General features: G+C 69.1%; 30 protein-coding genes. 16 read left to right on the forward strand and 14 right to left on the reverse strand.

The window, feature by feature from the left end; genetic code table 11:
* Entirely contained in the window at window positions 1-1,308 is a 1,308-nt protein-coding gene (gene xylA / locus AVJ23_RS17365; protein ID WP_058863487.1) for a xylose isomerase, read from the reverse strand.
* The gene (xylB, locus tag AVJ23_RS17370; protein WP_058863579.1) at window positions 1,305-2,756 is read right to left on the reverse strand and encodes a xylulokinase; all 1,452 of its coding nucleotides are present in this window, start codon (window positions 2,754-2,756) and stop codon (window positions 1,305-1,307) included. The genes xylA and xylB overlap by 4 nt, the downstream gene beginning before the upstream one ends.
* A 202-nt stretch (window positions 2,757-2,958) precedes the next feature.
* Between xylB and AVJ23_RS17375 the strand changes: the two genes are divergently transcribed.
* Entirely contained in the window at window positions 2,959-3,231 is a 273-nt protein-coding gene (locus AVJ23_RS17375) for a hypothetical protein (protein WP_058863488.1), read from the forward strand.
* A gap of 160 nt (window positions 3,232-3,391) precedes the next feature.
* Here AVJ23_RS17375 and AVJ23_RS17380 read toward each other — a convergent pair whose 3' ends face one another.
* Window positions 3,392-3,631 (reverse strand): accessory factor UbiK family protein, encoded by a 240-nt coding sequence (locus AVJ23_RS17380; RefSeq protein ID WP_058863489.1) that lies wholly within the window; start codon window positions 3,629-3,631, stop codon window positions 3,392-3,394.
* Window positions 3,632-3,725: 94 nt separating this feature from the next.
* Here AVJ23_RS17380 and lgt point away from each other — a divergent pair, with 94 nt between their 5' ends.
* The 5 genes from lgt (at window position 3,726) to AVJ23_RS17400 (ending at window position 7,835) form a co-directional block, all read left to right on the forward strand.
* Window positions 3,726-4,628 carry a prolipoprotein diacylglyceryl transferase gene (gene lgt, locus AVJ23_RS17385; RefSeq protein WP_058863490.1) on the forward strand — a complete coding sequence of 301 codons (903 nt, stop codon included), beginning with the start codon at window positions 3,726-3,728 and terminating at the stop codon, window positions 4,626-4,628.
* A gap of 40 nt (window positions 4,629-4,668) precedes the next feature.
* Window positions 4,669-5,733: a class I SAM-dependent methyltransferase gene (locus AVJ23_RS17390; protein ID WP_058863491.1), complete on the forward strand. Its 1,065-nt coding sequence runs from the start codon at window positions 4,669-4,671 to the stop codon at window positions 5,731-5,733.
* Window positions 5,730-6,485, forward strand: a complete 756-nt coding sequence (gene pgeF / locus AVJ23_RS17395) for a peptidoglycan editing factor PgeF (protein WP_058863492.1) — start codon at window positions 5,730-5,732, stop codon at window positions 6,483-6,485. Before AVJ23_RS17390 ends, pgeF begins: the two co-directional genes overlap by 4 nt.
* 136 nt (window positions 6,486-6,621) lie before the next feature.
* Window positions 6,622-6,765: a hypothetical protein gene (locus tag AVJ23_RS23105; protein ID WP_169795952.1), complete on the forward strand. Its 144-nt coding sequence runs from the start codon at window positions 6,622-6,624 to the stop codon at window positions 6,763-6,765.
* 389 nt (window positions 6,766-7,154) lie between these two features.
* Entirely contained in the window at window positions 7,155-7,835 is a 681-nt protein-coding gene (locus AVJ23_RS17400; protein WP_058863493.1) for a Hint domain-containing protein, read from the forward strand.
* A gap of 18 nt (window positions 7,836-7,853) precedes the next feature.
* On the opposite strand, the gene AVJ23_RS17405 is transcribed toward AVJ23_RS17400, so the two are convergent.
* Window positions 7,854-8,354 carry an Lrp/AsnC family transcriptional regulator gene (locus AVJ23_RS17405; protein WP_058863494.1) on the reverse strand — a complete coding sequence of 167 codons (501 nt, stop codon included), beginning with the start codon at window positions 8,352-8,354 and terminating at the stop codon, window positions 7,854-7,856.
* Between the two features lie 202 nt (window positions 8,355-8,556).
* Here AVJ23_RS17405 and trxB point away from each other — a divergent pair, with 202 nt between their 5' ends.
* From trxB to AVJ23_RS17425, 4 genes are all read left to right on the forward strand, one after another.
* Window positions 8,557-9,561 carry a thioredoxin-disulfide reductase gene (gene trxB, locus AVJ23_RS17410; RefSeq protein ID WP_058863495.1) on the forward strand — a complete coding sequence of 335 codons (1,005 nt, stop codon included), beginning with the start codon at window positions 8,557-8,559 and terminating at the stop codon, window positions 9,559-9,561.
* A gap of 109 nt (window positions 9,562-9,670) precedes the next feature.
* Window positions 9,671-10,990, forward strand: a complete 1,320-nt coding sequence (locus AVJ23_RS17415) for a cytochrome P450 (RefSeq protein WP_058863496.1) — start codon at window positions 9,671-9,673, stop codon at window positions 10,988-10,990.
* Window positions 10,991-11,245: 255 nt separating this feature from the next.
* Window positions 11,246-13,324 carry a bifunctional sulfate adenylyltransferase/adenylylsulfate kinase gene (locus tag AVJ23_RS17420; RefSeq protein WP_058863580.1) on the forward strand — a complete coding sequence of 693 codons (2,079 nt, stop codon included), beginning with the start codon at window positions 11,246-11,248 and terminating at the stop codon, window positions 13,322-13,324.
* 122 nt (window positions 13,325-13,446) lie between these two features.
* Window positions 13,447-13,794, forward strand: coding sequence for a hypothetical protein (locus tag AVJ23_RS17425; RefSeq protein ID WP_058863497.1), 348 nt, complete (start codon window positions 13,447-13,449; stop codon window positions 13,792-13,794).
* Between the two features lie 16 nt (window positions 13,795-13,810).
* Here the strand turns inward: AVJ23_RS17425 and AVJ23_RS17430 are convergent, their stop codons facing one another.
* The 3 genes from AVJ23_RS17430 to AVJ23_RS17440 all read right to left on the reverse strand — a co-directional run bounded on the left by AVJ23_RS17430 (window position 13,811) and on the right by AVJ23_RS17440 (window position 15,468).
* A complete protein-coding gene (locus AVJ23_RS17430; RefSeq protein ID WP_058863498.1) occupies window positions 13,811-14,299 on the reverse strand; it encodes a cytochrome b in 489 nt (162 codons plus the stop codon).
* A 74-nt stretch (window positions 14,300-14,373) separates the two neighbouring features.
* Entirely contained in the window at window positions 14,374-14,925 is a 552-nt protein-coding gene (locus AVJ23_RS17435; RefSeq protein WP_058863499.1) for a cytochrome P460 family protein, read from the reverse strand.
* A 96-nt stretch (window positions 14,926-15,021) separates the two neighbouring features.
* The gene (locus AVJ23_RS17440) at window positions 15,022-15,468 is read right to left on the reverse strand and encodes a MarR family winged helix-turn-helix transcriptional regulator (RefSeq protein ID WP_058863581.1); all 447 of its coding nucleotides are present in this window, start codon (window positions 15,466-15,468) and stop codon (window positions 15,022-15,024) included.
* Window positions 15,469-15,561: 93 nt separating this feature from the next.
* Between AVJ23_RS17440 and AVJ23_RS17445 the strand changes: the two genes are divergently transcribed.
* Together AVJ23_RS17445 and AVJ23_RS17450 are read left to right on the forward strand one after the other, a co-directional pair.
* Entirely contained in the window at window positions 15,562-15,990 is a 429-nt protein-coding gene (locus tag AVJ23_RS17445; protein ID WP_058863500.1) for an organic hydroperoxide resistance protein, read from the forward strand.
* A gap of 40 nt (window positions 15,991-16,030) precedes the next feature.
* A complete protein-coding gene (locus AVJ23_RS17450) occupies window positions 16,031-16,708 on the forward strand; it encodes a hypothetical protein (protein WP_058863501.1) in 678 nt (225 codons plus the stop codon).
* A gap of 84 nt (window positions 16,709-16,792) precedes the next feature.
* Here AVJ23_RS17450 and AVJ23_RS17455 read toward each other — a convergent pair whose 3' ends face one another.
* Together AVJ23_RS17455 and AVJ23_RS17460 are read right to left on the reverse strand one after the other, a co-directional pair.
* Complete coding sequence (locus AVJ23_RS17455) at window positions 16,793-17,020, reverse strand: DUF1150 family protein (protein WP_058863502.1); 228 nt, start codon at window positions 17,018-17,020, stop codon at window positions 16,793-16,795.
* 5 nt (window positions 17,021-17,025) lie between these two features.
* Window positions 17,026-17,436: an Hsp20 family protein gene (locus AVJ23_RS17460; RefSeq protein ID WP_058863503.1), complete on the reverse strand. Its 411-nt coding sequence runs from the start codon at window positions 17,434-17,436 to the stop codon at window positions 17,026-17,028.
* A gap of 160 nt (window positions 17,437-17,596) precedes the next feature.
* Here AVJ23_RS17460 and AVJ23_RS17465 point away from each other — a divergent pair, with 160 nt between their 5' ends.
* From AVJ23_RS17465 to AVJ23_RS17475, 3 genes are all read left to right on the forward strand, one after another.
* Complete coding sequence (locus AVJ23_RS17465; protein WP_058863504.1) at window positions 17,597-17,821, forward strand: YdcH family protein; 225 nt, start codon at window positions 17,597-17,599, stop codon at window positions 17,819-17,821.
* Window positions 17,822-17,885: 64 nt separating this feature from the next.
* Window positions 17,886-18,377, forward strand: coding sequence for a 5-(carboxyamino)imidazole ribonucleotide mutase (gene purE, locus AVJ23_RS17470; RefSeq protein ID WP_058863505.1), 492 nt, complete (start codon window positions 17,886-17,888; stop codon window positions 18,375-18,377).
* Window positions 18,378-18,471: 94 nt separating this feature from the next.
* Window positions 18,472-19,542, forward strand: coding sequence for a 5-(carboxyamino)imidazole ribonucleotide synthase (locus tag AVJ23_RS17475; protein ID WP_058863506.1), 1,071 nt, complete (start codon window positions 18,472-18,474; stop codon window positions 19,540-19,542).
* Window positions 19,543-19,642: 100 nt separating this feature from the next.
* Here the strand turns inward: AVJ23_RS17475 and AVJ23_RS17480 are convergent, their stop codons facing one another.
* Entirely contained in the window at window positions 19,643-20,788 is a 1,146-nt protein-coding gene (locus AVJ23_RS17480; RefSeq protein WP_058863507.1) for an alpha-D-ribose 1-methylphosphonate 5-triphosphate diphosphatase, read from the reverse strand.
* A 72-nt stretch (window positions 20,789-20,860) separates the two neighbouring features.
* Here AVJ23_RS17480 and AVJ23_RS17485 point away from each other — a divergent pair, with 72 nt between their 5' ends.
* Window positions 20,861-21,301, forward strand: a complete 441-nt coding sequence (locus tag AVJ23_RS17485; RefSeq protein ID WP_058863508.1) for an NUDIX domain-containing protein — start codon at window positions 20,861-20,863, stop codon at window positions 21,299-21,301.
* Between the two features lie 3 nt (window positions 21,302-21,304).
* On the opposite strand, the gene AVJ23_RS17490 is transcribed toward AVJ23_RS17485, so the two are convergent.
* The 4 genes from AVJ23_RS17490 to AVJ23_RS17505 form a co-directional block, all read right to left on the reverse strand.
* Window positions 21,305-21,952: a phage tail protein gene (locus tag AVJ23_RS17490; protein WP_058863509.1), complete on the reverse strand. Its 648-nt coding sequence runs from the start codon at window positions 21,950-21,952 to the stop codon at window positions 21,305-21,307.
* Between the two features lie 46 nt (window positions 21,953-21,998).
* Window positions 21,999-23,084, reverse strand: a complete 1,086-nt coding sequence (locus AVJ23_RS17495) for a tail fiber protein (RefSeq protein WP_058863510.1) — start codon at window positions 23,082-23,084, stop codon at window positions 21,999-22,001.
* A 121-nt stretch (window positions 23,085-23,205) separates the two neighbouring features.
* Window positions 23,206-24,051 (reverse strand): DMT family transporter, encoded by an 846-nt coding sequence (locus tag AVJ23_RS17500; RefSeq protein WP_058863511.1) that lies wholly within the window; start codon window positions 24,049-24,051, stop codon window positions 23,206-23,208.
* Between the two features lie 38 nt (window positions 24,052-24,089).
* Window positions 24,090-24,446 (reverse strand): hypothetical protein, encoded by a 357-nt coding sequence (locus tag AVJ23_RS17505; protein ID WP_058863512.1) that lies wholly within the window; start codon window positions 24,444-24,446, stop codon window positions 24,090-24,092.
* Window positions 24,447-24,490: the final 44 nt, after the last annotated feature.

Here is a 24,490-nt window from a genome sequence, read left to right on the forward strand (position 1 = left end):
TCAGACGAAGCGGTTCACGTAGTTCTCCAGCCGTTCCTGCCGGCCCGAGCGTGGCGCGGGGTTGATGCCCTCGTCCAGCACGCGCGCCTGGATCGCGGCCAGGTCGCTGTCCAGCATGGCCTGCGCCTCTGGCCGCTGCCAGCCGGCATAGCGCTCGGCCAGCGCCGCCTCCAGCCCGCCATCCTCCAGCATGGCCGCGGCGGCCTTCAGCCCGCGGGCGCAGACATCCATCGCGCCCACATGCGCGGCGATCAGGTCCTCCGCGTCCAGCGACTGGCGCCGCAGCTTGGCGTCGAAATTCGTGCCGCCCGTGGTGAAGCCGCCCGCCTTCAGCACGTGGTAATAGGCCAGCGCCACCTCGGGCACGTTGTTGGGAAACTGGTCGGTATCCCATCCCGACTGGTAGTCATTGCGGTTCATGTCGATCGAGCCCAGCATCCCCTCGGCCGCCGCCAGCGCCAGCTCGTGCTCGAAGCTGTGCCCGGCCAGGATCGCGTGGCCCTGCTCGATGTTCAGCTTCACCTCGCCCTCCAGCCCGTATTTGCGCAGGAAGCCGATGCAGGTGGCCACGTCGAAATCATACTGGTGCTTGGAGGGCTCCTGCGGCTTGGGCTCGACCAGGATCGTGCCGTCAAAGCCGATCTTGTGCTTGTACTCGACCACCATGGACAGGAACCGGCCCATGTGGTCCATCTCGGCGCCCATGTCGGTGTTGAGCAGCGTCTCGTAGCCCTCGCGCCCGCCCCAGAGCACGTAGTTCTGCCCGCCCAATTTGTGCGTGGCGTCCATGCAGCCCTTCACCGTGGCGGCGGCGAAGGCAAAGACATCCGGGTCCGGGTTGGTCGCCGCGCCCGACATCCAGCGCCGATGCGAGAACATGTTGGCGGTGCCCCAGAGCAGCCTTGTGCCGGTGCCCTGCATCTTCTCGCCGAGGTAGTCGGTAATCTCCTCCAGCGTCGAGAGGTTGTCGGCGAAATTGCCCTGTTCGGGGCGCAGATCGACATCGTGCCAGCAATAGAAGGGCTGGCCGAGGATCTCGAACATCTCGAAGGCCACGTCCGCCTTCATCCTGGCACGGCCCATGTCGTCCTGCGGGTGCCAGGGCCGCTCGAAGGTGGGGCCGCCGAACGGGTCGCCCCCTTCCCAGGCAAAGGAATGCCACCAAGCCACGGCAAAGCGCAGGTGGTCCTCCATCCGCTTGCCCATGACGATCTCGTCCGGGTCGTAATGCCGATAGGCCAGCGGGCTGTCGCTGTCCGGCCCCTCGTAGCGGACCCGGTCGATTCCGTCGAAAAATCCCGTGCTCATGTCACCTCCCTCACGGCCGGATAGGTGGCGCGATAGGCGCGCCATGCCTCGTCATAGGCGCCCGCCAGCTCGGCGCGCGGCTCGATCGTCTGGGCCACGCCCGGCCGGGTCATGATCTCGTCCGGGGATCCCACCCCGGCGCCCACCATGGCCAGCCGCGCCGCGCCCAGCGCCGCGCCGAAATCACCTGCCTCGGGCAGGTCCAGCGGCAGGCCCAGCTCGGTGGCGATGGTCTCGACCCAGTAGCGCGAGGCCGCGCCGCCGCCGATGGCCAGCAGGCTGTTCAGCGCAACACCGGTGCTGCCGATCGCCTCGGCACAGTCACGCATGGCAAATGCCACGCCCTCCATCACCGCCTGCGTCATGGCGGCCCGGTCGGTGCCCACGTCGAGGTTCAAGAAGGCTCCGCGCACGTGACTGTCATTGTGCGGCGTCCGCTCGCCCGAGAGATAGGGCAGGAAGCGCAGCCGCCCGGGCCCGTCGATGGTTTCTCCCAGTTCCTGCGACAGCGCGGCCGGCGTGACCCCGGTGATCCGCGACAGCCAGTTCAGGCTGTCCGTCGCGGCCAGGATCACCCCCATCTGGTACCATTGCCCCGGCACCGCGTGGCAGAAGGTGTGCACCGCGCTGTCGGGCCGCGGCGCATAGCCATCGCGCCCGGTCAGCAGCACGCCCGACGTGCCCAGCGAGACGAATCCCGCCCCCTCGCGCAGCGCGCCGACGCCGCAGGCCGCGGCCGCGTTGTCCCCGGCGCCGCCGACCACGATCACGTCGCGCGTCATGCCCCAGCGCTCGGCCAGCTCCGGGCGCAGCGTGCCACCGGCCTCGCAGCCCTCGACCAGCGCCGGCATCTGGTCGGGGCGCATCGCACCTGCCGTCAGCAGCCGGTCCGACCAGCCCCGCGCGCCCACGTCCAGCCAGGCGGTGCCCGCGCTGTCGGACATGTCGGCGAAATACGCCCCCGTCAGGTGGAAATTCATGTAGCCCGCCGGCAGCAGCACCTTGGCCACCCGGTCGAAGGCCTCGGGCTCGTGGCGCTGCATCCAGAGCAGCTTGGGCGCGGTGAAACCGGGAAAGACGATATTGCCCGACAGCCCGCGCACGCCTTCGGTCGCGTCCAGCTCGGCCGCCTCGGCGAAACTGCGCGTGTCGTTCCACAGGATGCAGGGTCGCAGCACACCGCCCGCGGCATCAAGGCAGACGGCGCCATGCATGTGCCCCGAGACACCGATCGCGCGGACCCGCGCCATGGCCGCGCCGCGCTCGGCACACAGGGCCGCCATGGCGCGATCAAGCGCCGCGACCCACTCTGCCGGATCCTGCTCGCTCCAGCCCGGGGCGGGATGCGCGACGGCGCAGCTCTCCGACACGCTCGCCACCGGCGCGCCGTCTTCATCGACCAGCAGCGCGCGCAGCCCCGAGGTCCCAAGGTCCAGGCCAAGAAACACGTCCATCCTCCCACATGCTGGCGCGACCTTAGGCCCGGGGGCACGGGGCTTGTCAAACGGCCCGTGCCTTGGCCGTGCCCTTCCGCAAGCCGCTCACGGTTTCCGGGAACGGGACAAGTAAGCGCGTTTCAAGGGAAAAACGGGGCATCGCGCAAAATCGAATCTGCTAAGCTTGCGACACATTTCACACCGGAGGACGATTATGAAACTTCTGAATATTGCCGCCATCGGCGCCTTTGCCCTGGCCGCCTCGACGGTTGCAGGCGCGGCGGACCATCACAAGAAGAAGCACTATCAACGCTGGGGCTACAGCGTGCATGACACGGCCTGCGACAAGCACCTGTGCTACACGCCCTACACGCCCTATTCCAAGGGGCATTACGGCCATATCCGCTGCAAGGACGTGACCAAGCGGCTGACCTATGTGGACGGCCATCTCGATTGCGTGCCGCGCAAGACCGCGGTCGCCCACTAAGACCTTTCGGACCCTCAGGAACCAAAAACCCCCGGAGGCGCAGGCCATCCGGGGGTTTTCATGTCGGCCGGGCCCGGGGCGCCACGGGGGTCACGGGCGCGCGGGCCGGGGATGGTGGGCGGGGCGATGTTCGCCAGAACGAGCGCCGTCCCGCCAGACCTCACTTCTCTTCCAGCGCCGCGATCCTTGCCTTCAGCGCCTCGTTCTCCTCGCGGGCCTTCTGCGCCATGGCGCGCACCGCGTCGAACTCCTCGCGGGTGACGAAGTCGCGATCGGCCAGCCAGCGATCGACCATGCCCTTCATGGCCGTCTCGGCCTCTTCCCGTGCGCCCTGCGCCACGCCCATGGCGTTGGTCATCAGCTGCGAGATGTCGTCGAATACCTTGTTGCGCGTCTGCATGGGTCACTCCGCCGTTGCGTTTCCTCACTATATGGTGCGATGACACCCGCCCCACAAGGTTGACTTCCCCGACCCGCCAGAGGCAACAGGACGCATGTTGGCCGCCATCCCCTTTCCGCCCCTCTCCTCCGAGGTCTTCTCGATCAGCCTGTTCGGGATCGAGTTCGCGCTGCGCTGGTACGCGCTGGCCTATATCGCCGGCATCCTGATCGGCTGGCGCCTGGCGCTGGCGGCGATCCGGCGCCCCGGTCTGTGGCCCGGCGACAGCGCGCCCATGAGCGCCAAGCAGGTCGAGGACCTGCTGACCTGGGTGATCCTCGGCATCATCCTTGGCGGGCGGCTGGGCTTCGTGCTGTTCTACATGCCCGGCTACTACCTGTCCCACCCCTGGGAGATCCCGATGATCTGGCAGGGCGGCATGGCCTTTCATGGCGGGCTGCTGGGCGTGGTGGCCGCCGTCTGGCTGTTCTGCCGCACCCAGCGGATTCCGCCGGCCTCCTGCGCCGACATGCTGGCGCTGGCCACCCCGCCGGGGCTGCTGCTGGGAAGGCTGGCCAATTTCGTCAATGCCGAGCTCTGGGGTCGCCCGTCGGACCTGCCCTGGGCGGTGATCTTTCCCGGCCAGCTGGCGCAGGCCTGCGGCCAGCCCGCCGGCATGCTCTGCGCGCGCCACCCCTCGCAGCTCTACGAGGCCGCGCTCGAAGGGCTGATCCTCGGCCTCGTGATCCTCTGGCTGGTGCGGCGCGGCGCACTCAAATCGCCGGGGCTGATCGCGGGCATCTTCTTTGCCGGCTACGGGATCGGGCGCTTCATCGTCGAGTTCTTCCGCCAGCCCGACGCCCAGTTCGTGGGGCCGGACAACCCGCTGGGCCTTGCGCTGCACGTGGACGGGATCGGGCTGACCATGGGCCAGCTGCTGACCCTGCCGATGATCGCGGGCGGGCTGCTGGTGGTGGCCTGGGCGCGGCAGCGCCACCGCGACCCCGGCCGGGCCTGAACCCTTGCCATCCGCACCCGCAGGCGGCACCACACGGGCGATGACGCCGCTCGCCTCGATTCTTACCCGCCAGATCGCCGCCTCCGGGCCCATGCCGCTGTCGGACTACATGGCAGCCTGCCTGATGCATCCCGACCATGGCTATTACAGCACCCGCGATCCGCTGGGCGCCGCGGGCGATTTCACCACCGCGCCCGAGATCAGCCAGATGTATGGCGAACTGACGGGGCTCGCGCTGGCGCAGGCCTGGCTGGATCAGGGCGCCCCCGCGCCGGTCACCCTGGCCGAGCTGGGCCCGGGGCGCGGCACGCTGATGGCCGACGCGCTGCGCGCCACGCGCGGCGTGCCCGGCTTCCACGACGCGCTGGAACTGCATCTGGTCGAGACCTCGCCCACCCTGCGCGCCGCGCAGGCCGAGCGGCTGGGCGGCCTTGATCCGACATGGCATGACAGCGTCGCCACCCTGCCCGAGGCACCGCTGCTGCTGGTCGCCAACGAGTTCTTCGACGCCCTGCCGATCCGCCAGTTCCAACGCAGCGGCGCGGCCTGGCGCGAACGGGTGGTCGGGCTGGAAGAGGGCCGGCTGGTGCTGGGGCTGGCCGATCCGGCCGCGCAGGCGGCGCTGGCCCACCGGCTGGAGGATACCGAAGAGGGCGACATCGTCGAGACCTGCGCCCCCGCCGCCGCCATCATGGCCGAGATCGGCCGGCGCATCGCCGCGCATGGCGGCGCCGCGCTGATCACCGATTACGGCGACTGGCGCAGCCTTGGCGACACGTTGCAGGCCCTCTCGGGCCATGCGCCCGCCGACCCTTTCGCCGCGCCCGGGCAGGCCGACCTGACCGCGCATGTGGATTTCGAGGCGCTGGCCGGGGCCGCCGCGCCCGCCCGGCACAGCCGGATCACCCCGCAGGGCGTGTTCCTCGAACGGCTGGGCATCACCGCCCGCGCCCAGGCGCTGGCCCGCGGCCTGACGGGCGCCGCGCTCGACGCCCATATCGCCGCACATCGCCGGTTGACGCACCCGTCCGAAATGGGGTCACTGTTCAAGACACTCGCCCTCTACCCGGAGAGAGGGTCGCCGCCACCCGGATTGGAGCCATGACGCTCGAGATCATCACCGCGCCCTCGCTGACGCCGTTCCGGCACGGGTTCTTCACCCGGCGCGGCGGCGCATCCTCGGGCATCTTTGCCGGGCTGAACTGCGGCGCGGGCTCCTCCGACCAGTCCGAGATCGTCGCCATCAACCGCGGCCGCGTGGCCGAGGCGATGCAGGTCACCCCGCGCGAGCTGGTGACCGTCAACCAGGTGCATTCGGCCGAGGTCGTCACCGTGACGGGCCCGCTGCACGATCCGCGCCCGCGGGTCGACGCGCTGGCCACCGCGACCCCGGGGCTGGCGCTGGCGGTGCTGACCGCCGATTGCCAGCCCGTCCTTTTTGCCGATGCCGAGGCCGGGGTGATCGGGGCCGCCCATGCCGGCTGGCGTGGCGCGCGCGACGGCGTGCTCGAGGCCACGATCGAGGCGATGGTCGCCCTCGGCGCACGGACCGAGCGGATCCGCGCGGTGATCGGCCCCACGATCAGCCAGGCCGCCTACGAGGTCGGGCCCGAGTTCTTCGAGGATTTCCTGATGGAGGACCCGGTCAACGCGCGGTTCTTCATCGGCGGCGAGGGCGACCGTCTGCTTTTTGATCTGCCGGCCTACGGGCTGCACCGGCTGCGGCAGGCCGGGGTCGAGGCGGAATGGACGCGGCATTGCACCTATTCCGACGCCGCGCGCTTCTATTCCTACCGCCGCGCGACCCATGCGAAAGAGGCCGATTACGGCCGGCTGATCTCGACCATCCGGATCTGACCGGCGCGGCCCGCGCGGCCTGCGGAAACAATGCCGCCGCCTCCCCGGTATTATCCCGATCTTGCCACAGGCTTGCCCGAATTGGCCGCCATCGTTGTTTCCAGAACAGCGACAACACAGGCAAGGAGCCATCGCCATGAAACCGCAGCGCCGCTTCATCAAGTCGATCATCGAGACCGCCCGCACCTGCGACACCCGCATGCCCTGGGAACGCGGCACGCCGCGCAGCACCATGATCGCGCGGCGTCGCGCCCCGGCCCCGCAGCTCAAGCGCGCCTGATCCGGGCCGACGCCCGCCCCCGAGATCCGATTCGGCGCGGTCCCGCGCCGAATTGTGGCGAAGACGTCGCCACTTTTTCGACAATCCCGCCTTTCCCGACAGTATTGATCCGCCACACATGGCCAGACCGGCGCCAATTTTGACGCGCCTCCCGCATTGGGTCTAAACCGAGATCAGCGCACGGGCCGAAGCGCCCGCGCCATCCGGTAAGAGTAACAGTCCTTCTGTCGTTGTTGGTGGGGGCCAGCACGGATGTGACCAACCCAAGGGGTGATCACATGTCGAGTCTCCATCGCGACCTTGCAGAAACGCAGCACGCGCTCTCTCTCCCGCAGCCCACGCGGCGCGTCTTGCCGTCGGACGGGCGACCTCGCCGCGCACCCTCTCTCATGCGCAAATACGAGGTCGCCGCTCTGCTTCCGGATCTCACCGTCTCGTTCAAGCAACATGTCGCCCCGGCCACGCCGCTCTTCGAGGAATGCGCCACTGCCTTTGCCCGCGGCACGCTGATCCAGACCGTGCGCGGCGCCGTCGCGGTCGAGGACCTGCTGCCCGGCGACTACATCCAGACCGCCAGCGGCACCGAGCCGATCACCTGGATCGGCTCCACCACCTACCTGCCCGGGCAGGATCCGCAGACCACCAGCCTGTCGAAACTGACCCGCGTCACCGCCGATGCCTGCGGGCCGGGCCGGCCGCCGATGGACATCCTGCTGGGCCCGGCCGCGCGGCGGGTGGTGCGCCATGACCGGCTCAAGACGCTGATCGGGCAGGACCGGGTGCTGGCGCCGGTGGCCGACTATGCCGATGGCGACCGGTTCGTCGAGGTGACGCCAGCCGGCACGGTGCAGCTTTATCACCTGATGGTGCCCCGGCACACGGTGCTGTCGATCGGCGGGGTCGAGTTCGAGACCTATCACCCCGGCAAGACCGCCAGCCAGATGCTGGGGCAGAACATGCGCGCGCTGTTCCTGTCGCTCTTTCCCAACCTGGGCGGGCTGGACGATTTCGGCCAGGTCTCGCTGACCCGCACCACGCGCGAAGCGATCGACAGCCTGCTCGACACCTGACCGTGCCGGTCGCAGCGCTCAGGCGCTGCGGTTCAGCCGCTCTTCGAGGATGTCGAATGGCACGCCGGGCTCGTCCTTGGCGTCGCGGATCACCAGCGAGGTCTTCACGCTGGCCACGTTCGCGGCGCTGACCAGCTGCGCGGTCAGGAAGCTCTGGAAGGTGGACAGGTCGGGCGAGACGCATTTCAGCAGGAAATCGACCTCGCCGTTCAGCATGTGGCACTCGCGCACCAGCGACCAGCCCTTGCACAGCTCCTCGAAGGCGCGCAGGTCCGCCTCGGCCTGGCTCTGCAGCCCGACCATGACGAAGACCTGCACCTCGAAGCCCAGCTCGCGCGCGTCCACCTCGGCATGATAGCCGCGGATGAAGCCCTGTTCCTCCAGCACGCGCACGCGCCGCAGACAGGGCGGGGCCGAGATGCCGACCCGGCGCGCCAGTTCCACATTGGTCATGCGGCCGTCGGCCTGCAGCTCGCTCAATATCTTGCGATCGATCGGATCAAGCCGGTGCGACGGCATCTTTCCCTCCGCGAATTTCGCGATTGTTATAACACCACCGCGGGGATGCGCAATAATGTTTCCCAATTGCGCAAGATTCTTTTGCCGTTTCGGAATTTTCCGGCCGGGCGCGCGGGCACGGGCCGCGACCCGTGGCCCCCTTTCGCCGCTGCTGCCCAAGGTCTATATCAGCCTTCGATCCGGCGCAAAAGGAGCTGACCCCATGTCCGATACCCGTCACACCAAGGTCCTGATCATCGGCTCCGGCCCGGCCGGCTATACCGCCGCGGTCTATGCCAGCCGCGCCATGCTGGAGCCGATCCTCGTGCAGGGGCTGGAGCCCGGCGGCCAGCTGACCACCACGACCGAGGTCGAGAACTGGCCCGGCGATACCGAGGTGCAGGGCCCCGACCTGATGGTGCGCATGGAGGCCCATGCACGCGCCGTCGGCACCGAGATCGTGGGCGACATCATCAACAGGCTGGACCTGGACAACCGGCCCTTCACGGCACATGGCGACTCGGGCACCGTCTACACCGCCGACGCCGTCATCCTGGCCACCGGCGCGCGCGCCAAGTGGCTGGGCCTGCCCTCGGAAGAGGCGTTCAAGGGGTTCGGCGTCTCGGCCTGCGCCACCTGTGACGGCTTCTTCTACCGCGGCAAGGAGATCGTGGTGATCGGCGGCGGCAACACGGCCGTGGAAGAGGCGCTGTTCCTGACCAACTTCGCCTCGAAGGTGACGCTGATCCACCGCCGCGACGAGCTGCGCGCCGAGAAGATCCTGCAGAACCGGCTGTTCAAGCACGACAAGATCGAGACGCTGTGGTTCCACCAGCTGGAAGAGGTGGTCGGCGAGGACAATCCCAAGGGCGTGACCGGCGTGCGCGTGCGTCATGTCGAGACCGGCGAGATCACCGAGATCCCCTGTGCCGGGGTCTTCGTGGCGATCGGCCATGCGCCGGCCAACGAGCTGGTCAAGGACAAGCTCGAGACGCATATGGGCGGCTACGTGGTCACCCAGCCCGATTCCACCGCGACCTCGATCCCCGGGGTCTTTGCCGCGGGCGACCTGACCGACCACAAGTACCGGCAGGCGGTGACCTCGGCCGGGATGGGCTGCATGGCCGCGCTCGAAGCCGAGCGCTGGCTGGCCGAGCAGGGCGAGGATTCCGGCAAGGACGTGACCGAGCCGCTGGGTTACGGCGCCCCGGTCGACGCCACGCATTGACGCCCCGTGGCGCGCCCCCGTTAACGGGCCGCGCGCCACGACCGGGCCGGCGGCAACGGCAGGCAGGCCGGCGGCATAGTGCGCCGGTCTTTCCCGCCCGGAGTCTGCCATGCCCAAGGACCTGTCCCACATCCCCGCCCCCGCCCAGACGCCGCTGATCGGCAACACGCTGGACCTGATCCGCGACGCCTATGGGCTGCACATGGGTTGCATCGACGCCTATGGCGAGATCTACCGCATTTCGATGTTCGGGCGCTGGCGCGTCTGCCTCGCCTCGGCGGCGGGAACGGAATACATCCTGACCGACCCCGACCGGATCTTTTCCGGCGCGGGCGGCTGGGACACGGTGGCCGATCTCTTTCCCGGCGGGCTGTTCCTGCGCGATTTCGACGATCACCGCACGCATCGCCGGATCATGACGGCGGCCTTCCGCAAGCCGGCGCTGGACAGCTACCTGGCGATAACCGCGCCGGCCATGGCCGCGCAGGTGGCGCGCTGGCCCCTGGACCGGCCGCTGCGCCTCTACCCCGCGCTCAAGGACCTGACGCTGCGCCTCGGCGCGCATGTCTTCATGGGCCTGCCCGTGGACAGCCCCGAAGCGCCCAAGTTGAACCGCGCGTTATCCGACGAGATCGCCGCCGGGCTGACCGTGATCCGCAAGCCCCTGCCCTTCACCCGCTACCGGCGCGGCGTGACGGCCCGCGCCCGGCTGACCGCCCGGTTCCGCGAAATGATCGACGACCGCCGCGCCGGGGATGGCGCGGATTTCTTCAGCCGCATGTGCCGCGCCCGCGACGAGGACGGGCGCGGCTGGAGCGATGACGAGATCGTCGACCATTTCAACTTCCTCATGATGGCCGCGCATGACACCACCGCCTCGGCGCTGAGCGCGCTGACATGGTACCTGGCCCTGCATCCCGACTGGCAGGAGGCGCTGGCCCGCGAGGTGCGCGCCACCGGTAACGGGCCGCTGACGCCGGACATGCTGGGCGCCATGCCGCTGACCGAGCGGGTCTTCAACGAGACCATGCGCCTGATGGCCCCGGTGCCCTTCATCCCACGGCTCGCGCTGCGCGGCTTCGACTGGCAGGGCACCTGGATCCCCGCCGGCACCCATGTCACTGCCATGCCCGGCACGGTGATGCTGGACCCGGCCCATTTCCCCGACCCACTGCGCTTCGATCCCAACCGCTTCGCCCCCGACCGGGCCGAGCACCTGTCCCACCGCTTCGCCTATGCGCCCTTCGGCGGCGGCGCGCATAAATGCCTCGGGCTGCATTTCTCGGTGATGCAGGTGAAATCCTATGTCCGCGCCCTGCTCTCGCGCCACCGGGTGCGCCTCGCGACCAAGCGCCCGGTCCAGTGGCAGCGCCTGCCGATCCCGAAACCGCGCGGCGGCTTGCCGATCCGGCTGCACCGGCGCGACTGAGTCGCGCCATCCGGGCCGGGGCGCCGCCGAGCCTCGCGGCGGGCACCATGGCCCGGCGCAAGATCCTTGCGCCAAGAACCCGCCCCGGATCACGACCGGCATCCTGTCCGCCACCATTCGCGGCGGGCGGGGCTCAAAACCGTGGCAGGCCGGTCACAGTGGCGGAAATCCCCGCCCTTCGCAAACTCCGACTTTCCTTCCGCGACGTCCCGTGCGATGCGTTCAGCACTGAACACACTTTGACGCCGCCGCATGATGACCCCCGCCCCCTCCCTCCCTCCGCAGATCGACGAAGACCAGCTGTTCCGCCTGCTGCGTCAGCTCGACGAGACGCCCGACGTGTCCCAGAGGGTCACGGCGAAGGCGCTCGGGATCTCGCTGGGACGGCTCAACGCCTATCTGCGCACCGCCGCGGATCACGGCTTCGTCAAGGTCACCGAACGGGACGGCCCCGACCGGCGGCAGCGCTACGGCTATGCGCTGACCGCCCGCGGCGCCGTCACGAAGAACCGGCTCATCGACCGGTTCCTGGCCCGCAAACTCGCAGAATACGACGCGCTGCATGCCGAGCTGACCGGCGTGGGCAGCGGTCTTGTCCCTTTGAAGTACAGGAGTAAATTCATGCAGAACAACCTGGCGCCCATTCCCGAGCTCTATGTCTCGTATGACAGCGCGCAGAAACTGAAGGTCGAGGCCGGCGAGCTGACCAGCCATGACCTGACCCCGCGCCAGGTCTGCGACCTGGAGCTGCTGATGAATGGCGGCTTCAACCCGCTCAAGGGCTTCCTGAGCGAAAAGGACTATGACAGCGTCGTTTCCGACATGCGTCTGTCGGACGGGTCGCTCTGGCCGATGCCGATCACGCTGGATGTCAGCCAGGCCTTCGCCGACAAGATCGAGCTGGGCCAGGACATCGCGCTGCGCGATGCCGAGGGCGTGATCCTCGCCACCATGACGGTCACCGACAAATGGGTGCCGAACAAGTCGCGCGAAGCCGAGAAGGTCTTTGGCGCCGACGACCAGGCGCACCCGGCGGTCTATTACCTGCACAACACCGCGGGCGAGGTCTATCTGGGCGGACCGGTCACCGGCATCCAGCAACCCGTGCACTATGACTTCCGCAGCCGCCGCGACACGCCGAACGAGCTGCGCGCCTATTTCCGCAAGCTGGGCTGGCGCAAGGTCGTCGCCTTCCAGACCCGCAACCCGCTGCACCGCGCGCACCAGGAACTGACCTTCCGCGCCGCGAAAGAGGCCCAGGCCAACCTGCTGATCCACCCCGTCGTGGGCATGACCAAGCCGGGCGATGTCGACCATTTCACCCGCGTGCGCTGCTACGAGGCGGTGCTGGACAAGTACCCGCAATCGACCACCACCATGTCGCTGCTGCCGCTGGCGATGCGCATGGCCGGCCCGCGCGAGGCCGTCTGGCACGGGCTGATCCGCGCCAACCATGGCTGCACCCACTTCATCGTCGGCCGCGACCATGCCGGCCCCGGCAAGAACAGCCAGGGCGAGGATTTCTACGGCCCCTATGACGCGCAGGACATGTTCCGCGAGTACCAGTCCGAGATCGGCGTCGAGATGGTCGATTTCAAGCACATGGTCTACGTGCAGGAGCGCGCCCAGTACGAGCCCGCCGACGAGATCGCCGACCGCGAGAACGTCACCATCCTGAACATCTCGGGCACCGAGCTGCGCCGCCGCCTGTCCGAGGGGCTGGAAATCCCCGACTGGTTCTCCTTCCCCGAGGTGGTCAACGAGCTGCGCAAGACCAAGCCGCCGCGCGCCAAGCAGGGCTTCACCGTGTTCTTCACCGGCCTGTCCGGCTCGGGCAAGTCGACCATCGCCAACGCGCTCATGGTCAAGCTGATGGAGATGGGCGGCCGCCCGGTGACGCTGCTCGACGGCGACGTGGTCCGCAAGCACCTGTCGTCGGAGCTGGGCTTCTCGAAAGAGCACCGCGACCTGAACATCAAGCGCATCGGCTACGTGGCCTCCGAGATCACCAAGAACGGCGGCATCGCGATCTGCGCGCCCATCGCGCCCTATACCGCGACCCGCCGCGCCGTGCGCGAGATGATCGAGCAATACGGCGCCTTTGCCGAGGTGCATGTCTCGACCTCGCTCGAGGAATGCGAGCGCCGCGACCGCAAGGGGCTCTACAAGCTGGCCCGCGAAGGCAAGATCAAGGAGTTCACGGGCATCTCGGACCCCTATGAAGAGCCCGAAAGCCCCGAGCTGCGCGTCGACACCGAGAATGTCGATGTCGACAACTGCGCCCACCAGGTGATACTCAAGCTCGAATCCATGGGCCTGATCGCCGGCCACTGAGCGGCAACTGAGCAGCATAGGACCAAAGGAAAGGCCGGGGGATCGTCCCCGGCCTTTTTCCGTTGCGCGTTTCGCGGCTGCGGTTAAATCTCCGAGCCATTCAGATCGAATGGAGTGTTCAAATGCGGAAATTTCTTTTGACCGTCACCCTGCTCATCGGCGCGACAGCCGCCCATGCCGAAAAACTCGGGGGTCAACAGGTGGCCACGCTGCTGTCACAAGGCCCGATTGCCTTCGAGGCAGGCAGCGTCGGCATTTTCCGGAGCGATGGCACCTTCGAATTCAAGCATCGCTCCAGCTCGGAAAAAGGCACCTTTCGGGTCTTTTCCAATGGCAATGTCGAAATACTCGACACGCGCACCGGAAAGAAGATCGTCTTCTATTTCGACAAACGCCCGCAGGATGCAAAGCCGGCGCTGATCTACAAGAGCGGCACCTCGGTCAATGGCAAGCGCTATCCGATGAAATGATGAGGCGCTTCGGGCCTCACCCCCGCGGGCTCATCCGGCGCAGCAGGCCGTCCTTCAAGACGAAGTGATGCACCAGCGCCGCCGCGGCGTGGCCGGCGACAAGGATCAGGGTCGCGGTGATCAGGGCCTCGTGCACCTCGCCGGCAGCGCGGAGGCCGCCGCCCCAGGCCATCATGCCGGTCAACGGGATCGCGATCAGCAGGGCGTAGAGCGCCATGTGCATCCAGTGCGAGGCCCGGGCCATCAGCGGAGGCACGGTTTCGGGCAGCGCCGGCGCCCCGTTCTGCCAACGCAGCCCGATCCGGATCAGCGTCAGCAGCAGCACCACCACGCCCACCGGCGGATGCACCCGCGCCGACAGCCCCGCCGGCAGGGCCCCGTCGAGGCGCAGCCGCAGCGCCTCTTCCATGCCGTCCCCGATCAGCACGTTGAGCGCGAACAGCACGAGGATGCCCCAGTGCAGGGCAATCTGGGCGGGGGCGTAGCGTTCCGGGCGGTCGGTCATGGCGGCATCCTCGGTCAAGGCTGCGCCCAGTATAGCGCGGCGAAGCGCCGAATCGTCCGCCAGATTGCCGCGGCCTAGCGCATGCCGGGCAACATGGCATCCGTCGTGAACAGGTAATCCGGCGCCGCGCCCGCATGGCAGGCGATGCAGCCCGCATCCGCATTCTTGCCCACGAGACCGGCCAATGCCATGTCCTTGGGGTTTCGGTCGAGCGTCCCGTCGGGCAGGTACTTGGCGTAGAACCAGTCGCGGGTTTCCGCGTCATACCCTTCTTCACGCTGGAACATCACGGTGACCGCCGCAAGGTGACCGGCCGGGTCGGCCAGCACCTCGTCCGCAGTGACACCGGCAGGACCATAGTTGCGCTTGACCACCAGCGCGCCCTCGTGACCGTCGATCTCGGTCGTGGTGTAGAAGGTCTCCAGCATCAGCCCGTGCGGCTCCACCCCCTCGTAGGGCGCGGCCAGCACGGCGCCGTCACCAACCAGACCGGCATCGGCCATGGCCTCCCAGAGCTGTGCGGCATAGTCGATATCGTCCTCGGCGCCAAACGGCGCCTCCTGGGCACTGGCCATGACGGCCGCGCCCATGGCCAATGCGGCCAGTGTACTTGTCGCTCTTGTCATGATCGTCCTCCCTGTGAAAACGCGGCACCTTGCGCGCCGCCCTCTCACGGTAGCAGCCGAGCCGGTCACGCAGGGCCACGACCGGTCACGTCCGCGTTACGCGTCCGTGTCGACGGCCGCCAACCGGTCGCGCAGCGCGTTGACCTGCCGGGTCAGGGCGGCGGCCTCATCGGCGGGCAGGCCCGTTGCCGCGAGGATCGCGTCGGGGATGTGGGCAGCAGCCTCCTGCAGGGCACGGCCGCGCCCGGTCAGGGTGACGATCACCTGCCGTTCATCCGCCGCACTGCGCGTGCGGGTGACCAGCCCGGCCTCGGACATGCGCTTGAGCAGCGGCGTCAGCGTGTTCGTCTCCAGCGCCAGCTGCGCCCCGATGGCGCCCACAGGCTGGGCATCGCGCGCCCAGAGCGCCACCAGCACCATGTATTGCGGATAGGTCAGGCCCAGCGGCTCCAGCAGCGGCGCGTAGACCCGGTTCATCGCCCGCGCCGCCGAGGCGAGGCTGAAACAGAGGAACGTGTCGGGAGAGGCAGGCGTTTGCGACATGGCCGTGAAATAGGTCGCGCCCGATCTTGTCGCAACCTCGGGCGCCACCATATACACGATCATATCGTCCACGATATAAAGGAGGACACTGTCATGAGCATCGACGTGAAATACACCATCGCCGCCACCGCGACCGGCGGCCGCGAGGGCCACGTCAAGACCGAGGACGGCGCCATCGACCTCGACCTGACCCCGCCCAAGGCGCTGGGGGGCTCGGGCACCGGGCACAATCCCGAACAGCTCTTCGCCTCGGGCTATGCGGCCTGCTACCTGGGTGCGATGAAATTCGCGACCTCGCAGGATGACAGCCTCGCCAAGGTGCCGGACGATGCCACCGTGACCGCCAAGGTCGGGATCGGCCCGCGCTCGGACAAGGGGTTCGGCCTGACGGTCGAGCTGGAAGTGCATTTCCCCGGTGTCGATACGGCCGAGGTGCAGAAGACCGCCGATGCGGGCCACGAGATCTGCCCCTACAGCCATGCCACCAAGGGCAATATCTCGGTCACGACCAAGGTCGTGTAAGCCGGCTTGACGCGGCCGCCCCCGTGCCACAGGGGGCGGCATGCGCGTGATTTCCCTCACCTCGATTCCGCCGCGGTTTTCCGCCATCGGACCGACGCTGGAAAGCCTTCTGGCGCAAGGCGCCGACCGCGTCGTGCTGGCCTTGCCCCGGCACTACCGGCGCTTTCCCGGGCCGATGAAGCCCCCGCCGCTGCCCGGCGGCGTGACGCTGCTGTGGTCCGACACCGATTTCGGCCCCGCGACCAAGCTGCTGCCCGCCCTGCGGGCCTATCCACAAGCCGAGATCACCTATTGCGACGATGACGTGATCTATGGTGCCGGCTGGCTGGACGCGCTGGCAGGGCCGGAGGACCGTGTTACCGCCGCCTCGGGCTGGTCCGTGCGCCGCTTGCGCCGGCAGGGCGTCGACGCGCCACAGGTCGACGTGGCGCAAGGATTCTCGGGGGTGCGTGTCAGCGCGCACCTGTTCGATGCCGCGCTCTTCGATTTGCCGCCTGCCGCGCAGGCCGTCGATGACATCTGGATCTCGGGCCATCTCGCCCGGGCGCGCATCCCGATTACGCTCTCCCGCGACGCGCGTGCGCTCTGCGAGCCGCGCACATTGGACCACGATCTGCAGGATGCCGAGATTGACGGGCTCTCTCGCGCGCAGGCGAATGAGCGCTGTGCGGCCGAACTGCATGCGCGCTACGGGATCTGGCCGCCGCTCTCGAACTGAGCCGACCCATCGGCGCCCCCGCGCGAGGCACCACCTGCCCCGCGCATCGGACCGGGACGACGCCGGTGCGTCGCCCTCCGCTGCTCAGTGCACGGTCACCGGCGCCAGGTCGTTCTGCCGCGCCAGCATGAAGGCCAGCGAGCGGTTCTTGACCAGCGCCAGGCGCTCGCCATCGGCGCGGTGCACCGCGTAGAGCGTGTCCATGCCGCCGACCTGCTCGCGCACGTCGTCGGGAAGATCCTCGGCCTTGACCGGGCGCACGTAGACCAGACGCCCGTCATCCACCTTGTCGAAGCTGTGCTTGGTATACATCGTGCTCACCCTTTCCTGATCTGGATCGTCTGCACCACCGTCTCCGGGCGGCTCATCTTGAGGTCGACATGCAGCAGGCCGTTCTCCATCACGGCCTCGCCAACCTCGACCCCGTCCGCCAGGACAAAGCTACGTTGAAATTGCCGCGCGGCAATGCCGCGATGCAGGAACACCCGTTCGGCGCCGTCATCCTTCTGGCGTCCGCGGATCACCAGCTGGCGATCCTCGACGGTGATCGACAGATCCTCTTCGCGGAACCCGGCCACGGCCAGCGTGATCCGGTAGGAACATTCCGAGGTCTGCTCGATATTGAAGGGCGGATAGCCTTCGCTGGATTTCGCGGTGCGCTCCAGCAGCTGCTCCAGCTGTTCGAATCCCAGCATGTGGGGATAGGAAGCCAAGGTCAGTTTTGTCATCGACACGTCCTGTTCATAAGCGACCGTCAGAGGCACGGTCCCGTTATGGCGGCCGCGCCCGAAAGATATGGGATTTGCCATGCATTGGCGCAAGTCCCTTTGCGCAAGCCCCGAGTTTCGCTATATTTCAGGTCTCTCCAACTCACAGGGGTGGCTTGCCATGAATGCGCCGACGGATATTTCGATGAAGACGGACGAGGTGCTGCGCGTGGAGCTCGAGGTGTTCCGACGCGAACATCGCGACCTCGACGAGGCGATCCGCGCCATGCAGGGCACCGGCACGGCCGACCAGATCACGCTGCAGCGGCTCAAGAAGAAGAAGCTGGCGTTGAAGGACAAGATCGCCCTGATCGAGGACCGGCTGCTGCCCGACATCATCGCCTGAGCCGCACTTGTGCCCCGGCCCCGCACCGGGTTAGCCTGCAGGCTCAACAGCGCCGGAGGGTGGCATGAGCGGGATCAGGGTCGGCATCATCATGGGCAGCCAGTCGGACTGGCCCACCATGCAGGAGGCGGCCGAGATCCTCGACGAGCTGCAGGTCGAGCACGAGGTCCGCATCGTCTCGGCCCACCGCACACCCGACCGGCTCTGGGAGTACGGCAAGACCGCGGTCGAGCGCGGGCTGCAGGTGATCATCGCCGGCGCCGGCGGGGCGGCCCATCTGCCCGGCATGATGGCCTCGAAGACGCGGGTGCCGGTGATCGGCGTGCCGGTCCAGACCCGCGCCCTGAATGGGGTGGACAGCCTCTATTCCATCCTCCAGATGCCGCGCGGCTTTCCCGTGGCCACCATGGCGATCGGCGCCGCCGGTGCGCGCAATGCCGGGCTGATGGCGGCCGGCATCCTGGCACTACAGGACGCCGCGCTGGCCGACCGGCTCGACGCCTGGCGCGCCGCGCTCTCGGCCTCGATCCCCGAGACGCCCGCGCGCGACGGGTGAGGAGGGGTCTGGGGCTGGACATTCCGGACACTCTGGCGGAAGCACCGTCCAAAACGTACGAAACGGACAAACACCAGCCACGAGGAGCCGCCCCATGACCGCCCCGCTTCCCCCCGGATCGACCATCGGCATCCTCGGCGGCGGCCAACTCGGCCGCATGCTCGCCGTCGCGGCCAGCCGGCTCGGCCTGCGCTGCCACATCTTCGAGCCAGGCGCCCAGCCCCCCGCGGGCGATGTTGCCGCCGCCACGACCACCGCCGGCTATGACGACGGCCCCGCGCTCGAGGCCTTTGCCCGCCAGGTCGATATCGTCACCTACGAGTTCGAGAACATCCCCACCGCCGCGCTCGACCGGATCGAGGCGCTCTGCCCCATCCGCCCCGGGCGCGAGGCGCTGCGCGTCAGCCAGGACCGGCTGACGGAAAAGACCTGGCTGACCGGGCTCGGGCTGAAGACCGCCCCCTTCGCCGAAATCACCGACCTGCCCTCGCTGACAGCGGCGCTGCAGGACATGGGCACGCCGGCCATCCTCAAGACACGGCGCTTCGGCTATGACGGCAAGGGGCAGGTGCGCATCGACCGGCCCGACCAGGCGGCCGCCGCGCTCGAAGAACTGCAGGGCGCGCCCGCCATCCTCGAAGGCTTCGTGCCCTTCACCGCCGAGATCTCGGTGATCGCCGCGCGCGGGGCCGACGGCCAGGTCGCCGCTTTCGATCCGGGCGAGAACACGCATCGCGACGGCATCCTGCGCACCACCAAGGTGCCCGCGACCCTGCCCAAGCGCGGCGTGACCGACGCCGTGCTGATCGCCGCCAACATCCTGAACGCGCTCGATTATGTCGGCGTTCTGGGAGTCGAGCTCTTCGTGACGCCGCAAGGGCTGATCGTGAACGAGATCGCGCCGCGCGTGCACAATTCCGGCCACTGGACCCAGAATGGCTGCACCGTGGACCAGTTCGAACAGCACATCCGCGCGATTGCCGGCTGGCCGCTGGGCGACGGCACGCGCTTTGCCGATGTCACGATGGAGAACCTGATCGGGGACGAGATCGACCGCACGGCCGAACTGGCCCGCGACCCGGCCTGCGCGCTGCATCTCTATGGCAAGCGCGACACCAAGCCCGGCCGCAAGATGGGCCATGTCAACCGCGTGGCCCGGCCCTGAACACTGGGGGTTTGGGGGGCATCCCCCAAGGCCTGCGTGGCCTGAACGCGAACCGACCTGTGCGCCCCGTGGGGCGCGCCGGCAGAGAGCGGCCCGGACCTCACCCCAGAAAACGCGCCGCCACCGCCCCGCTCATGAAGGCCACCGCGCCACCGCAGAGCGTCGCGGCCAGGCGCCCGGTGGCACGCTCGCGGATCACCAGGTCGGCGCGCAACCCCGGCGCCAGCCGCCCGCGATCGGACAGGCCCAGCAGCCGTGCCGGTCCTTCCGAGACCAGCCGCCACGCCACGACCTCGTCCAGCACGCCCAGCTCGACGCAGCGCCGCGCCGCCCGCGCGGGCGAGGGGTAATGGTAATCCGAGGCCAGCGCATCGCAAAGCCCCGCCTCGATCAGCTCCAGCGCCGAGGCATTGCCCTTGTGGCTCGCCCCGCGCACTACGTTGGGCGCGCCCAGCACGATCCCGTCCCCACCCTGTCGCGCCGCCTCGGCCGCGGCGCGGGTCTCGGGGAACTCCGCCAGCCGCGCCCCGCGCGCCCGCCACGCCGCACGGCTCTCCGCATCGCGGTCGTCATGGCTGCCCAGCGTCACGCCAAGCCCCTGCAATCGCGCGCAAATTTCGTCCAGCGCGCCCGGCACCTCGGGCCCGCGTGCGTGCAACTCCAGCAGCATCCGGAAATGCGCCTCGGGGTTGCGGCCGGATTTCAGCGCCTGACCGGTCAGCCGCGGCGGGCGCCGCCCCTCGGCCAGCCGGTCATGCGGCAGGTGGTCGTTGAAGACGACGTAGTCGATGCCGCAGCGCGCCACCACTTCGGCCACCCTGTCGAACGTGTCGAGCAGATGCGTCTCCAGCCGCAGCTGCATGCGCAGGTCCATCGGCACCGTGGGCGCCACCCGCGCAACCGCGTCGAACACGTCCTCGGCGAAATCGGGCCCGCGCAGCCCGCCTTCCCAGGACCAGAACTGCGCCAGAACGGCAGTGGTGATACCGGCCGCGGCCATCTCGTGCGCGCAGGCCAGCACGCCGGCCTCGGGCTCGCGCAGGGCGCCGCGACGGGGCGCCACGTGCCGCTCGAACCCGTCGCCATGCGCGTCGACGATGCCCGGCAGGATGTCGAACCCCTGCAGGTCGACATGGCGGCCAGTGGGCGCATCGCACAGCACCCCCTCGGCCATGGCCAGCGGGCCGTCCTCCCATCCGCCGGGCCGCATCACCCGCGCGCCCTGCAAAGTCATCCGCAACGGCATCTGCCGGCTCCCCTTTTCCGCTGCGCCGGGATAGCCTGACACCTGCCCGCTGAGAAGACCGAAAGGCACGCCATGCCCGCGCCCCGCCTCGCCGCCCGCGCCGTGATCCTGCAGGACGACCGCCTGCTCTTGGTCAATGCCTGGCCCGGCAACCAGTCGACCCTGTGGTGCGCCCCGGGCGGCGGGGTGGAGCGGGGCGCCAGCCTGCCCGACAACCTCGCCCGCGAAGTGCACGAGGAAACCGGGCTGCAGATCGCCGTCGGCGCGCCCTGCCTGATCAACGAGTTCCACGATCCCGCCGGCAGCTTCCACCAGGTCGAGCTGTTCTTTCGCTGCGAGATCCTGTCCGGCCGGCTGAGCCCGGACTGGCGCGACCCCGAGGGCATCGTGCACCGCCGCCAGTTCTTTTCCCGCGCCGAGCTGGCCGGGATCCGGCTGAAGCCCGACAGCCTGCCTGCCATCGCCTGGTCCGAGGGGCTGGGCTATGACCCGCTGGAGCCGATCCTGCGCTGAGGCCTAGTTGCGCGAGGGGTAGACCCCGGTAATCGCCACGCAGTAGCGCAGCACCAGCGTCGGCTGGGCCAGCGGGAAGGGCGCGCCGGCGCCCGCCGCGGTCACCTCTGTCTCGACCCGCGTCTCGACCGTGCCCTGCGCCATGGCCGTGTCCAGCCGCCCGCCCTTGGAATAGCCCTGCGCCTCGGGGAATTGCGCCAGCACCGCGCCGTTGGGATCGCGCAGATCGGCGGTCTCGCTGCTGGCCATCAGCTTCGAGGTCGCGGTGCTGTTGGCGCCATGCGTGTGCTCGGGCATCTCGTTATAGCTCAGCGCGTGGGTCTCCGCACCATAGGCCTGCCCCTGCCGCACCGTGCTCAGCCCCGGCCCCGTGCCCTCACCCACCGCGACGCGGCCACGCAGGTCGGGCAGCGCAAAGGTCGTCTGCCCGTCACCGCCATAGGTCGTGCCCAGCAATGAATAGAGCGTCGAATGGTCGGCGATGGAGAGCAGCTGGCCATTGGCCTCGGCCGTGCCGCGCGGGCAATAGCTGCCCGCGGTCGGGATGATCTCGCCCAGGAAGGCCTGCGGCCCGGCGCTGGCCTGCAGCGGCGCGGTCACCAGCACCAGCGCGGCTGCGGCGCGAAGGATCGGGGTCTGTGTCTCAAACATCTCTGTCTCCCAGAGTTTCGAAATCGGGTTCCGGCACGCGCCGGCCCTAGTCGCGCGGCGGGAAGGCCCCGTAGAGCGCGATGCAGTAGATCATCCCGACCGAGGGCTGGCTGACCGCGAAAGGCTGCGAGGCGCCGGCCGTCGCAAGGATGGTCGAGGCCGAGGTGACCACGCTGCCATCGGCCAGCGCGGCCGCGCGCGGCGCCTCGCCAGACACGTAGGCGGCGCTGGCAGGCGCGGTCTCTGCCGGGGCGGCGACATCCGCGTCCGGCGTGGGGTCGGCCGCATCGGGCGCCTCGTCGGGGAAGTACGGCCCGGGCACCGGGTCGGCCTGCGCCGTGACCGTATCGTCATCCGCCTCGGGCGCCGCGGTCTCGGGGGCCTTGGCGGGATCGGCCTGCGCGGTGACCGTGTCGTCGGCAGGATCGGCCTGCGTGGTGACGGGGGACAGCGCGTCGCTGGCACCCTCGCGCGGCTGAGCGTCGGCAGCAGGTTCCAGCCGTTCATGCAAAAGGGGGTCGGCCTCTTCGCCCGGGCCGGAGCCGGGCACGGCGACCACCTCGCCCTCGGGGCCATCCGCCTCGGGGGTGCGGATCGGGGCAAGCTCGCGCGCGGCGCCGTCCGGGGCGGGCATGGGCTCGAAATCCGCGGCCTCGGGCGCGGTGGGTTCGGGCCAGAGGCCGAACCGGGCCTCGGCGGGGCTGGCGCTGTCCACCGGCGCGGCACTGGCCACCAGCGCGGACTCCGCGCGGCTTTGGGCGTCGTGGATATGAGACGGCAGGTGCGTCTCGTCCGGCTGCATGTCGAGATAGCCGAATTTCTCGCCCTGCGCGCGCGGGCTGGTGCCCACGCCCGCGCCCATATGAGCCGGCGCGCGGCCGCGCATGTCCGGCAAGGCAAAGCTCGTTTGCCCGTCGCCGCCATAGGCCGTGCCCAGCAGCGCGTAGAGCGCGCGATGCTGCGCGATCGGCAGCAGCTGCCCGGTCAACGGCGCCCAGTCGCGCGGGCAGAAGTTGAACCCGACCATGATGATGTCGCCGATATAGGGCTGCGTGTCGGCATGCGCAGGGCGCAAGGCAGGCCCCGCAAGCACAAGCCCCGCGGCCATCGCGAAGGTCGCCTTTCGGAACATCGGACCTCTCCCCTGCGTGAAATCGGGTGTCTGAAATCTGTGCAATACGCCTTGGATGCCTTCAGGCTGGCGCAGAGCGGACCGCATGGCAAGGGATTTCTGGGTCGGGTATACCCCCGCCTCAGCGCCTCTGCGGCAGCAGGGACAGGCCCACACCGCCCAGGACCAGCACCGCGGCGCCCACGAACCGCGCCGTCAACGGCTCGCCCAGGAACGCCATGCCGCCGGCCATGGCCAGGATCGGCACGGTCAGCTGGGCCACGGCCGCCACGGTGCCGCCCAGCGAGGGCAGCAGCGCGTACCACAGCGCATAGCCCAGCCCCGAGGTCACCGCGCCCGAGATGACCGCAAGTGCCACGCCCGGGCCCGACAGCATGGCCGGCCCGGTGGCCGGCACCAGCCAGGCCAGCGCGATACCCAGCGGGGCGGCCAAGGCAAAATTGGCCCCCGTGGCGGCCAGCGCATCGGTCGCGCGGCGCCCGACCAGCGAGTAGATGCCCCAGCCCAGCCCGGCCAGCGCCATCAGCGCGCCCTGGATCAACGGGGTCGGCGCGGCTGCGCCCGGCCAGAACAGCCAGGCCAGCCCGCCCATGGCCAGCGCCGCGCCCAGCCAGCGCCGTGCGGGCGGCCGCTCGCCCCCGGCAAGGCTGCCCGCGAACATGGTCACCTGCACCATGCCGAACAGCAGCAGCGCCCCCAGGCCGGCATCAAGCGCGGTATAGGCTAGCGAAAACCCGTAGATGTAGAGCAAGAGCCCCGCCACCCCGGCGACGCGCCCCGGCCCGCCCAGCGTGATACCGCCGCGACGCCACCAGACCAGCGCCAGCAGCACCACAGCCCCGGACCAGAGCCGCAGCGTGCCGAAGCTGACGGCGTCGATGCCGCCGCCGCTGAGCGCGGCGCGGTTCAGAAGCGAATTGGCCGCGAAAGCGGCCATGGTCAGGGCGGTCAGCAGGAACAGGCGCATGGCGCGGATCTACTCCGCGACGCGTCCGGGGGAAACCGCTATTCGGGCCGTGCCGGGAACCGCTCGCCCGCCGCGTCCAGCAGCACCAGCCGCCCGGCATTGCGGACGTAGAGGTCACAGCGCGCAAAGCCGTTCACGAAATCGATGCAGACCGCGCCCTCTGCGTCGATGCGCCAATAGCCGTAGGCCGTGCCGCCCTGCCCGGCATAGGTGTAGGTATAGCGGCCATCGGGGTAATATTCGGACTGCCCGTCATCATAGAAGGTCACGGTCCGCCCGGTCAGCCGCTCGCGCAGCGCCTCGCCGGTCAGGGGCGCATCGCCGGCGCGCAGGTCAAAGCCCTGGGCGAAAGCGGGCCCGGCGATCAGCAGGGCGAGGAGGCAGGCAATCCACATGAGATGAGCCTATCCCGGCGCGCGTCTCCCGGGGGTCACGTTTG

Origin of the sequence: Pseudoponticoccus marisrubri, assembly GCF_001482405.1 — a bacterium.
GTDB classification, from domain to species: domain Bacteria; phylum Pseudomonadota; class Alphaproteobacteria; order Rhodobacterales; family Rhodobacteraceae; genus Pseudoponticoccus; species Pseudoponticoccus marisrubri.

Excerpts from the sequence above, each read along its gene's own strand:
- AVJ23_RS17455 (WP_058863502.1), bottom strand. The coding sequence starts at position 17,020 with ATGTATACCAAGCACAGCTTCGACAAGGTGGATGACGGGCGTCTGGTC.
- AVJ23_RS17460 (WP_058863503.1), bottom strand. The coding sequence starts at position 17,436 with ATGACAAAACTGACCTTGGCTTCCTATCCCCACATGCTGGGATTCGAA.
- AVJ23_RS17375 (WP_058863488.1), top strand. The coding sequence starts at position 2,959 with ATGAAACTTCTGAATATTGCCGCCATCGGCGCCTTTGCCCTGGCCGCC.
- AVJ23_RS17400 (WP_058863493.1), top strand. The coding sequence starts at position 7,155 with ATGCGCAAATACGAGGTCGCCGCTCTGCTTCCGGATCTCACCGTCTCG.
- AVJ23_RS17500 (WP_058863511.1), bottom strand. The coding sequence starts at position 24,051 with ATGCGCCTGTTCCTGCTGACCGCCCTGACCATGGCCGCTTTCGCGGCC.
- AVJ23_RS17475 (WP_058863506.1), top strand. The coding sequence starts at position 18,472 with ATGACCGCCCCGCTTCCCCCCGGATCGACCATCGGCATCCTCGGCGGC.
- AVJ23_RS17435 (WP_058863499.1), bottom strand. The coding sequence starts at position 14,925 with ATGACAAGAGCGACAAGTACACTGGCCGCATTGGCCATGGGCGCGGCC.
- AVJ23_RS23105 (WP_169795952.1), top strand. The coding sequence starts at position 6,622 with ATGAAACCGCAGCGCCGCTTCATCAAGTCGATCATCGAGACCGCCCGC.
- AVJ23_RS17425 (WP_058863497.1), top strand. The coding sequence starts at position 13,447 with ATGCGGAAATTTCTTTTGACCGTCACCCTGCTCATCGGCGCGACAGCC.
- AVJ23_RS17380 (WP_058863489.1), bottom strand. The coding sequence starts at position 3,631 with ATGCAGACGCGCAACAAGGTATTCGACGACATCTCGCAGCTGATGACC.
- AVJ23_RS17495 (WP_058863510.1), bottom strand. The coding sequence starts at position 23,084 with ATGTTCCGAAAGGCGACCTTCGCGATGGCCGCGGGGCTTGTGCTTGCG.
- AVJ23_RS17430 (WP_058863498.1), bottom strand. The coding sequence starts at position 14,299 with ATGACCGACCGCCCGGAACGCTACGCCCCCGCCCAGATTGCCCTGCAC.
- AVJ23_RS17465 (WP_058863504.1), top strand. The coding sequence starts at position 17,597 with ATGAATGCGCCGACGGATATTTCGATGAAGACGGACGAGGTGCTGCGC.
- xylA (WP_058863487.1), bottom strand. The coding sequence starts at position 1,308 with ATGAGCACGGGATTTTTCGACGGAATCGACCGGGTCCGCTACGAGGGG.
- AVJ23_RS17505 (WP_058863512.1), bottom strand. The coding sequence starts at position 24,446 with ATGTGGATTGCCTGCCTCCTCGCCCTGCTGATCGCCGGGCCCGCTTTC.
- AVJ23_RS17440 (WP_058863581.1), bottom strand. The coding sequence starts at position 15,468 with ATGTCGCAAACGCCTGCCTCTCCCGACACGTTCCTCTGTTTCAGCCTC.
- AVJ23_RS17420 (WP_058863580.1), top strand. The coding sequence starts at position 11,246 with ATGACCCCCGCCCCCTCCCTCCCTCCGCAGATCGACGAAGACCAGCTG.
- AVJ23_RS17415 (WP_058863496.1), top strand. The coding sequence starts at position 9,671 with ATGCCCAAGGACCTGTCCCACATCCCCGCCCCCGCCCAGACGCCGCTG.
- AVJ23_RS17485 (WP_058863508.1), top strand. The coding sequence starts at position 20,861 with ATGCCCGCGCCCCGCCTCGCCGCCCGCGCCGTGATCCTGCAGGACGAC.
- AVJ23_RS17450 (WP_058863501.1), top strand. The coding sequence starts at position 16,031 with ATGCGCGTGATTTCCCTCACCTCGATTCCGCCGCGGTTTTCCGCCATC.
- lgt (WP_058863490.1), top strand. The coding sequence starts at position 3,726 with ATGTTGGCCGCCATCCCCTTTCCGCCCCTCTCCTCCGAGGTCTTCTCG.
- AVJ23_RS17445 (WP_058863500.1), top strand. The coding sequence starts at position 15,562 with ATGAGCATCGACGTGAAATACACCATCGCCGCCACCGCGACCGGCGGC.
- pgeF (WP_058863492.1), top strand. The coding sequence starts at position 5,730 with ATGACGCTCGAGATCATCACCGCGCCCTCGCTGACGCCGTTCCGGCAC.
- trxB (WP_058863495.1), top strand. The coding sequence starts at position 8,557 with ATGTCCGATACCCGTCACACCAAGGTCCTGATCATCGGCTCCGGCCCG.
- AVJ23_RS17390 (WP_058863491.1), top strand. The coding sequence starts at position 4,669 with ATGACGCCGCTCGCCTCGATTCTTACCCGCCAGATCGCCGCCTCCGGG.
- purE (WP_058863505.1), top strand. The coding sequence starts at position 17,886 with ATGAGCGGGATCAGGGTCGGCATCATCATGGGCAGCCAGTCGGACTGG.
- AVJ23_RS17405 (WP_058863494.1), bottom strand. The coding sequence starts at position 8,354 with ATGCCGTCGCACCGGCTTGATCCGATCGATCGCAAGATATTGAGCGAG.
- AVJ23_RS17490 (WP_058863509.1), bottom strand. The coding sequence starts at position 21,952 with ATGTTTGAGACACAGACCCCGATCCTTCGCGCCGCAGCCGCGCTGGTG.
- AVJ23_RS17480 (WP_058863507.1), bottom strand. The coding sequence starts at position 20,788 with ATGCCGTTGCGGATGACTTTGCAGGGCGCGCGGGTGATGCGGCCCGGC.